Raw genomic sequence first — 8,419 nt, forward strand, 5'->3', positions numbered from 1 at the left:
CCCAACCGCCCCCCACACCCCACTAGGAGTGAACAGTATGGGCATCAAGGACCAGTTCCAGGACAAGGCCAACGAGCTCCGTGACCAGGCGAACCAGGCCGCGAGCGGCCCTCGCGCCGGCAACTCCCCCGAGCGCGGTCGGCGCGAGGAGCAGGAGCGCGGCCGGCGCCAGGGCGGCCAGGAGCGCGACCCGCAGCGTGACCGCGGCCAGCAGGGCCGCCGGACCGCTCAGGACGCGCTGGACGACGCCGAGGGTCGCTACCAGAGCTGACGCCACGTCCTGAACACCACGCGCGGCGACGTACGCGCCATGCGTGAGGGGCGCACCCGGTCGACCGGGTGCGCCCCATCGGCTTGTCGGCCGAGGCCCTTCCTCGTCCGTTCCTCGTCCGTTCCTCGTTCGTGGGCGAAGGCGAGTTCGCCTCGGTCGCCTGCCCGTCGAGTTCGCCGCCCGTCGGGTTCGCCCCGGTCGCCGGACCGTTCAGGCCCCCGCCGCCCCCGTGGCGCCGCTGCTGCGTGGCGGCAGTGCCGGCCGTCGCCGGTCCGGTACGTCCGACAGGTCCGGAGGCGTCGCCGCCGGATGCCGCTCCAGCAACTCCAGCGCCGTACGCACCGCCACCCCCAGCGTCGGGTGCCGGCCCTCGGCCCAGTGCAGCGGCGAGCGCAGTGCCTCGATGTCCACCTCCACGCCGTGGTTCTCCACGCCCCAGCCGTAGAGCCGGAACCACGCCGCGTTCATCGGCACGGTGATCGTCGTCCCGTCGGCGAGCCGGTGCCGCCCGGTCATGCCGACCACCCCGCCCCAGGTGCGCATGCCGACCACCGGCCCGATGCCCTGCAGCTTGAAGGCCGCGGTGATCATGTCGCCGTCGGACGAGGTCATCTCGTCGGCGACCGCGACGACCGGGCCGCGCGGCGCGTTGCCGGTGTACGAGACGGGCTCGGCGTCGCGGGTCAGGTCCCAGCCCATGATGGTCCGGGTCAGCTTCTCGATCACCAGCTCGGAGATGTTGCCGCCGGCGTTGCCCCGTACGTCCACGATCAGCGCGGGCCGGGAGACCTCCATCCGCAGATCGCGGTTGAACTGCGCCCAGCCGGAGCCGCCCATGTCGGGGATGTGCAGATAGCCGCACTTGCCGCCGCTCAACTCCCGTACCACGGCCCGCCGTTTGGCCACCCAGTCCTGGTAGCGCAGCGGCCGCTCGTCGATCAGCGGGACCACCGCGACCCGGCGGGCGTGGCCGTTGCCCTCCGCCGGGGAGAACGTCAGCTCGACGGTGGTGCCGCCGGCCGCGGCCAGCAGCGGATACGGGCCGGCGACCGGGTCCACCGGCCGGCCGTCGACATGGGTGAGCGCCGCGCCGTCGCGGATGCCCGTACCGGCCAGCGGGGAGCGGGCCTTGGAGTCCGACGACTCGCCGGGCAGGATCCGCTGGACGACCCAACGGCCGTCCCGGCAGGCGAAGTTGGCGCCGAGCAGCCCCATCGCGCGCTGGTAGTGCGGCGGCCCCTCGTTGCGCCGGGCGCCGGTGACGTACGCATGGGAGGTGCCCAGTTCGCCCAGCACCTCGCGCAGCAGATCGGCGAACTCGTCGGGGGAGGCGACCCGTTCGACCAGCGGACGGTACTGCGCGAGCACCGCGTCCCAGTCGATGCCGCACATCCGCGGCTCCCAGAAGTACGCCCGGATGATCCGGCCCGCCTCGTCGAACGCCTGGCGCCACTCCGCCTCGGGATCGACGTCGTGCAGGATGCGCCGCAGGTCCAGGTAGACCGTCGAGTCGCTGTCCGCCGGCTCGGTGGCCGGCACCGCGCGCAGCTCGCCGTCGTCGTTGACCACCAGCCGGGAGCCGTCGCCGCTGAGCGCGAAACCGTCCAGGGAGCTGGTGAGTTCGGTGCGGCGCGCCTTGGGCAGGTCGAAGTGTTCGAGGGTGGGCTTGCCGGAGGTGTTGTCGGGGTTGGCGAAGGTCTCGCCCAGCGCGCCGGAGATCGGCCAGCGCAGCCAGACCAGGCCGCCGCCGGCGACCGGTTCCAGCGAGGAGTACTTGGAGGCGGCCACCGGGAACGGCGTGACCCGGTTCGCCAGCCCCTCCACCTCCACCAGCACCGGCCCCTCGCCGGCCGGCGGAGGGATCTCGTCCGGGTCCAGGCCGCCCGCCGCGGGCCGCCCCTCCGGCGACAGCGCGAAGGGGGAGGGGGTCGCCGACGACAGCGGTACGAGGTAGGGCCGGCAGCCCAGCGGGAAGGACAGGTCCCCGGTGTGCACGTCGTAGACCGGGTCGAAGCCGCGCCAGGACAGGAACGCCAGATAGCGCCCGTCGCGGGTGAACACCGGCTGCTCGTCCTCGAAGCGGCCGTTGGTGACGTCCACGATGTGCCGGTCGGACAGCCGGGCCATCTTGATCTGCCGCAGCGAACGGCCGATGCCCGGATGCGACCAGGTCAGCCAGCGGGAGTCGGGGGAGAAGGCGAGGTCGCGGACCGGCCCGTTGGTGGAGCGGATCAGCTCGGTGACGCCGCCGGGGCCGGCCGCCTCGTCCTCCTCGGACCGGTCCTCCTCGGTCGATCCCTCCTCCGGCCGGGTCACGTCCACCAGCAGCAGCCGGCCGTCGTGCGCGGCCACCGCCAGCCGCTCGCCGTCCGGTGAGGCGGTCATCTCGTGGACCCGGCCCAGCTGCCCGGCCGCCAGCCGGCGCGGTTCGCCCGGCGCGCTGGCCCGCGGCAGATCGGTGATCTCCACGGCGTCCTCGCCCTCGGCGTCGGTGACGTAGGCGATCCGGCCGCTGGAGCCGAGCATCTCGGGCAGCCGGACGCGCACGCCCGGGGTGTCGTGGATCGTCCGGGCCGGGCCGTCGCGGTGGGTGAGCCAGTACAGGCTGCCGCGTACGCCGACCGCGCTGGCCCGCCCGGTGGCGTCCACCGCGAGCGAGGTGACGTGCGAGGCGGCCGGGACCTGGTAGCTGCGGCGGCCGGCCCGCGGGCCGCCCAGGCGCACCCCCAGCTTGCGCGGCACGGCGTGCGGGCCGAGGTCCTCGATCAGCCAGACGTCGCCCGCGCACTGGTAGACGATCCGCTCGCCGTCGGTCGAGGCGTGCCGGGCGTAGAAGTCGGCGTGATCGGTGTGCCGGCGCAGGTCGGTGCCGTCCTGCCGGCACGAGTACACATTGGCGATGCCCTCGTGGTCGGACAGGAACGCGATCCGCTCCCCGACGAACATCACCGAGTCCAGATGCCCGTACAGGTCCGGCAGCAGCCGGACGCCGTGCAGCCACATCCTGCCCGTCGCACCGCCCCGGTAGCGCTTCCAGGAGGCGGGCTCGTGCGGCGGGGTACCGCTGAGCAGCAGCGTCTTGTGCTCACCGGCGACATCGGCGACCGCGATGTCGGAGACCGGGCCCCAGGGCAGCTTCCCGCCCGGACCGGAGTCGGTCGGCAGCTTGTACGCCCAGGAGTAGTACGAGAACGGCTGCCCGTGCGAGGACACCGCCAGGATGTGCCCGTCCGGCGTCCAACCGCACACCCGCGCGTCGGTACTGCCCCAGTACGTCAGCCGGCGCGCCGGGCCGCCGTCGACCGCCGCGAGGTACACCTCGGGGTCGAGGCTGCGCCAGGTGGTGAAGGCGATGTGCCGCCCGTCGGGGGAGAAGCGGGGGTGTCCGACGCGGGTGCGGTCGACGGTCAGCCGCCAGGCGCGGCCGGGTTCCTGGCCGTCCGGGGCGATCGGGGCCACCCACAGGTCGTCCTCGGCGGCGAAACAGAGCAGGTCACCGTGCAGATGGGGGAAGCGCAGGTACGAGCCGGGCGGTGCGTCGGGCGTGGTCGGCATGCGGCGCAGCCGGCCACGCGGCTTGGCCTTCGACTCCGTTCGCGGCCCGACGGCCTCTGGGGCATCGCTCACCCATCCATGGTTTCGGCCGGGGGTGAGGGTGGCAACTCGGGCCGGCGGGTCTCGGACAGCGGCGGCCCGGCCCGCGAGCGCGCGGCGAGCGGCGCTCCACCCCGCCGTCGCCACCCGCGGACCCGCAGGCGGAGACGGCTGCCCGGCGGGGGGCGCGCATCCGCATGACGGGCGCTCTTGCGAATCGGTTGCAGTAGCCGCGACGATTGGCCGGTTGTACCAGCCCTGGCTGGTTTGCGGAGCCCGAAGCGGAGAGCCCCAGATGCACGTACCCGATGGATTCATCAACGCGCCGGTGTCGGTGGCGGCCGGCGCCGTCGCCGCGGTCGCGGTCGCGGTCAGTCTGCGCGGTGCCCGCCGGGAGCTGGCCGGTGCGGGACAGGGCGGCGCCGCGGCCGCGGAGCGCACGGCGCCGCTGGCCGGGCTGGTGGCGGCGTTCATCTTCGCCGTGCAGATGCTGAACTTCCCGGTCGCGGCCGGTACGAGCGGGCATCTGCTGGGCGGGGCGCTGGCGGCGATACTCGTCGGCCCCTACACCGGCGTGCTCTGCGTCTCGGTCGTGCTGCTGATGCAGGGGGTGCTGTTCGCCGACGGCGGGCTGACCGCCCTGGGCGTCAACATCACCGACATGGCGCTCGTGACGACCGTGGTCGCCTACGCCCTGTTCCGGGGGCTGGTGAAGGTGCTGCCCAGGAGGCGGCGCTCGATCACCGTCGCGTCGTTCGTCTCCGCGCTGGTCTCGGTGCCGGCCGCCGCGGTGGCCTTCACCGCCCTCTACGCGCTGGGCGGGACCGCGGACGTGGCGATCGACAAGGTCTTCACGGCCATGGTCGGCGTGCACGTACTGATCGGCATCGGCGAGGCGGCGATCACCGCACTGACCGTCGGGGCCGTCATCGCCGTACGGCCCGATCTCGTCTACGGCGCGCGCGGGCTGACCAAGCCGCTGGAACTGCGGACCTCGCCCCTTGCGTCCCCGGGCACCGCCGAGCCGGTGGCGGCGGCCACCACCGCACCCGCCACCGCGCCCGCCCCCACGGCTGTCGCCGCCCCGCGCCGCTCGGCCCGCCGGGTGTGGCTGGCCGGGGTGGCCGCCGCCCTGGTGTGCGCGGGCGGCGTCAGCTACTACGCCTCCGCCAGCCCCGACGGCCTGGAGAAGGTCGCCCACGACCAGGGCATCGACGCCAAGACCAAGGACCACGCCACCAAGGACTCACCGCTCGCCGACTACAGCGTCAAGGACATCACCGACCCGCGGCTGTCCGGCGGCCTGGCCGGTGTCATCGGGGTGGGCGCGACACTGGCGGTGGGCACCGGGGTGTTCGTGGTCCTGCGCCGCCGCAGGAACACCGGCGCTCGGCCCGCCGCGCGGCAGACGGAGAACGTCTGACATGGGAGCCGGCCACGCCCACAAGCTCTACCGGCACGGGCACTCGCTGGTGCACGCCCTGCCCGCGCAGTGCAAACTCGCCGCGGTCTTCGGCTTCGTCCTGATCGTCGTCGCCACCCCGCGCGCGGCGGTCTGGGCGTTCGGGCTGTACGCCCTGCTGATCGCGGCCGCCGCCGCGGCGGCCCGGATCCCGGCCGGGTTCCTGCTCAAACGGCTGCTGATCGAGGTGCCGTTCGTCGCCTTCGCCCTGCTGATGCCGTTCGTCGCCGAGGGCCCGCAGATCCACCTCATCGGACTGGACCTGAGCCGGTCCGGGCTCTGGGGCGCCTGGAACATCCTCGCCAAGGGCACGCTGGGCGTCGCCGCTTCCGTGCTGCTCGCCGCCACCACCGAGCTGCGGGAATTCCTGCTCGGTCTGCAGCGGCTCAAGATGCCGCCGCTGCTCGTCCAGATCGCGTCCTTCATGATCCGCTACGGCGATGTGATCACCGACGAGATGCGGCGGATGCGGATCGCCCGGCTCTCGCGCGGCTTCGAAGCCCGCGGCGTGCGCCACTGGGGCGTGCTCGCCAAGTCCGCCGGCGCGCTGTTCATCCGCTCCTACGAGCGCGGTGAGCGGGTCCACCTCGCCATGGTCAGCCGCGGCTACACCGGCACCATGCCCGTCATCGACGCCACCACCGGCACCCGCACACAATGGACCCGCGCGGCCGCGCTCCCGCTCGCCGCCCTCGCCGTCTGCCTCCTGGGATGGACCCTTTGAGCACCGCCACGCCCGCCCCCTCCCTCGCCGTCTCCGGGCTCGCCTACGCCTACCCCGACGGCCACCAGGCGCTCTTCGGCGTCGACCTGACCGTCGGCCGCGGCGAACGGGTCGCCCTCCTCGGCCCCAACGGCGCCGGCAAGACCACCCTCGTACTGCACCTCAACGGCATCCTCGAAGCGGGCGCCGGCAGCGTCGCGGTGGCCGGGCTCCCGGTCGCCGGACAGAACCTCGCGGAGATCCGCCGCCGGGTCGGCATCGTCTTCCAGGACCCCGACGACCAGCTGTTCATGCCCACCGTCCGCGAGGACGTCGCCTTCGGCCCGGCCGCGTCGGGGCTGCGCGGCGACGCACTGGAGGCGCGGGTCACCGAGGCGCTCACCCGGGTCGGCATGGAGGGCTTCGCCGACCGTCCGCCGCACCACCTCTCCTTCGGCCAGCGCCGGCGCGTGGCCGTCGCCACGGTCCTGGCGATGCGCCCCGAGATCCTCGTCCTGGACGAGCCCTCCTCCAACCTCGACCCGGCCTCCCGCCGGGAACTCGCCGACATCCTGCGGTCGTTGGACGTCACCGTGCTGATGGTCACCCACGATCTGCCGTACGCGCTGGAGCTGTGCCCGCGCTCCGTCGTGCTCTCCGGGGGCGTGCTGGTCGCCGACGGCACCACCCAGGACCTGCTCTGCGACGAGGAACTGATGCGCAGCCACCGCCTGGAGCTGCCCTTCGGCTTCGACCCCCGGTCGGTGACCGTCCCCCGGTGACCCGGGGCACCGGCCGGCCGCCCCGTCGCCGTGTGACGAACACCACGGGCCGTGGCCCTGGTCATCAGCACTGATCCGCGCGTTGCACCATTGATGGGTCACGAAAGCGACGGATGAGTGGGAAGCGGGAATCAGTGGTGGACGTCCAGGGCACGGTCGAGGACGGCTTCGAGCCGGTCCGGGACGCCTTCGCGGCCAACTTCGCCCAGCGCGGAGAGCGGGGGGCGGCGGTCGCCGTCTACCGGCACGGGCGGAAGGTCGTCGACCTGTGGGCCGGTACGAAGGACGGCGACGCCGACGCGCGCGGCGCCGCGCCGTGGGAGGCCGGCACCGCCCAGGTGATCCGGTCCGCGACCAAGGGCATCGCCGCGATCGTCCCGCTGCTGCTGCACCAGCGCGGACAGCTCGACCTCGACGCGCCGGTCGGCACGTACTGGCCCGAGTTCAAGGCCGCCGGCAAGGAACGGGTCCTCGTCCGGCATCTGCTGTCCCACCGCGCCGGCCTGCCCGTCCTGGACACCCCGCTCACCCCCGCCCAGGCCGTCGACGGCGTCAGCGGCCCCGCCGCGGTCGCCGCCCAGGCGCCCGCCTGGGAGCCCGGCACGGACCACGGCTACCACGCGCAGACCTACAGCTGGCTCATCGGCGAGCTGGTGCTGCGGGTCACCGGACGCACCATCGGCAGTTGGATCGCCGAGGAGATATCCGGGCCGCTCGGCCTCGACCTGTGGATCGGGCTTCCGCGCGCGGCGCAGGAGAGGGTGGGCCGCCTCGCGGCCGTCGAGCCGCCGGCGACGCCGGCCGCGTCGGGCCTGCGGGCCCGGCCGAAGCGGTCGGTGGCCGACGCCTACGCCGACCCCACCTCCCTCACCAGCCGCGCCTTCGGCGCCATCTCCCCGGGCCCCGACGAGAACGACCCCGCCTACCGGGCCGGCGAGCTGCCCGCCTCCGCGGGCATCGCCACCGCCCGCTCGCTGGCCCGCTGCTACGCGGCGCTGATCGGCGCCGTCGACGACCAGCCCCGGCTCTTCGCCCCGGCCACCCTCACCCTCGCCCGCACCGAGGAGTCCGCCGGTCTCGACCGCACCCTCCTGGTCAACACCCGCTTCGGCCTCGGCTTCATGCTGCACGGCCCGGCCTCGCCGCTGCTCGCGCCCGGGTCGTTCGGTCACCCCGGGCGCGGGGGCGCGCTGGCGTGCGCGGACCCCGAAAGCGGGGTCGCCTTCGGCTATGTCACCAACGGCATGCAGCGCAATGTGACGGCGGACCCCCGCGCGCAGGCGCTGCTGCGGGCTGTTTCCCACGTTGCCGGCTGACCCGCCGCGTCTCTTCTGTGCGTTTTTCCCCGCCTTCGGCGGGAGCGGGGTGGGTTGTGGGGTGGGGCCCCGGGTGGGTGGTGGGTGCCGGTGGCGAACGGGACCCCACCCCGGTGGGGAAGACGAAAAGACCAGAAGCTCGGCCGCATCGTGACGGGCCGAGCTTCTGGTCTTTTTGACACATCCCCACCGGGGCGGGGGCGCTCCACCGGGCGGGAGGGGGCGGGCCGGAGGGGCCTGTTGTGTTGAGGTAAACCCACCCCTGGACACACAACAGACCCCACCCGCCCC

The 8,419-nt window shown here is 73.9% G+C and carries 6 protein-coding genes; 5 read left to right on the forward strand and 1 reads right to left on the reverse strand.

The features are described from left to right. Positions 1-37: 37 nt before the first annotated feature. A complete protein-coding gene (locus tag ACFWZH_RS25395; RefSeq protein WP_384435478.1) occupies positions 38-271 on the forward strand; it encodes a hypothetical protein in 234 nt (77 codons plus the stop codon). A gap of 210 nt (positions 272-481) precedes the next feature. Here ACFWZH_RS25395 and ACFWZH_RS25400 read toward each other — a convergent pair whose 3' ends face one another. Beyond that, positions 482-3,826 (reverse strand): S41 family peptidase, encoded by a 3,345-nt coding sequence (locus tag ACFWZH_RS25400; protein ID WP_384435513.1) that lies wholly within the window; start codon positions 3,824-3,826, stop codon positions 482-484. A 334-nt stretch (positions 3,827-4,160) separates the two neighbouring features. Here ACFWZH_RS25400 and ACFWZH_RS25405 point away from each other — a divergent pair, with 334 nt between their 5' ends. The 4 genes from ACFWZH_RS25405 (at position 4,161) to ACFWZH_RS25420 (ending at position 8,128) form a co-directional block, all read left to right on the forward strand. Then, positions 4,161-5,288, forward strand: coding sequence for an energy-coupling factor ABC transporter permease (locus ACFWZH_RS25405; protein WP_384435480.1), 1,128 nt, complete (start codon positions 4,161-4,163; stop codon positions 5,286-5,288). Between the two features lies 1 nt (position 5,289). Beyond that, positions 5,290-6,051, forward strand: coding sequence for a cobalt ECF transporter T component CbiQ (cbiQ, locus tag ACFWZH_RS25410; RefSeq protein ID WP_384435483.1), 762 nt, complete (start codon positions 5,290-5,292; stop codon positions 6,049-6,051). Beyond that, a complete protein-coding gene (locus tag ACFWZH_RS25415; protein WP_384435486.1) occupies positions 6,039-6,812 on the forward strand; it encodes an energy-coupling factor ABC transporter ATP-binding protein in 774 nt (257 codons plus the stop codon). Before cbiQ ends, ACFWZH_RS25415 begins: the two co-directional genes overlap by 13 nt. A 113-nt stretch (positions 6,813-6,925) precedes the next feature. Next, the gene (locus ACFWZH_RS25420) at positions 6,926-8,128 is read left to right on the forward strand and encodes a serine hydrolase domain-containing protein (RefSeq protein ID WP_384435489.1); all 1,203 of its coding nucleotides are present in this window, start codon (positions 6,926-6,928) and stop codon (positions 8,126-8,128) included. Positions 8,129-8,419: the final 291 nt, after the last annotated feature.

This window comes from Streptomyces sp. NPDC059008 (assembly GCF_042749045.1).
GTDB lineage: Bacteria > Actinomycetota > Actinomycetes > Streptomycetales > Streptomycetaceae > Streptomyces.

Excerpts from the sequence above, each read along its gene's own strand:
- ACFWZH_RS25395 (WP_384435478.1), top strand. The coding sequence starts at position 38 with ATGGGCATCAAGGACCAGTTCCAGGACAAGGCCAACGAGCTCCGTGAC.
- ACFWZH_RS25400 (WP_384435513.1), bottom strand. The coding sequence starts at position 3,826 with ATGCCGACCACGCCCGACGCACCGCCCGGCTCGTACCTGCGCTTCCCC.
- ACFWZH_RS25405 (WP_384435480.1), top strand. The coding sequence starts at position 4,161 with ATGCACGTACCCGATGGATTCATCAACGCGCCGGTGTCGGTGGCGGCC.
- cbiQ (WP_384435483.1), top strand. The coding sequence starts at position 5,290 with ATGGGAGCCGGCCACGCCCACAAGCTCTACCGGCACGGGCACTCGCTG.
- ACFWZH_RS25415 (WP_384435486.1), top strand. The coding sequence starts at position 6,039 with ATGGACCCTTTGAGCACCGCCACGCCCGCCCCCTCCCTCGCCGTCTCC.
- ACFWZH_RS25420 (WP_384435489.1), top strand. The coding sequence starts at position 6,926 with ATGAGTGGGAAGCGGGAATCAGTGGTGGACGTCCAGGGCACGGTCGAG.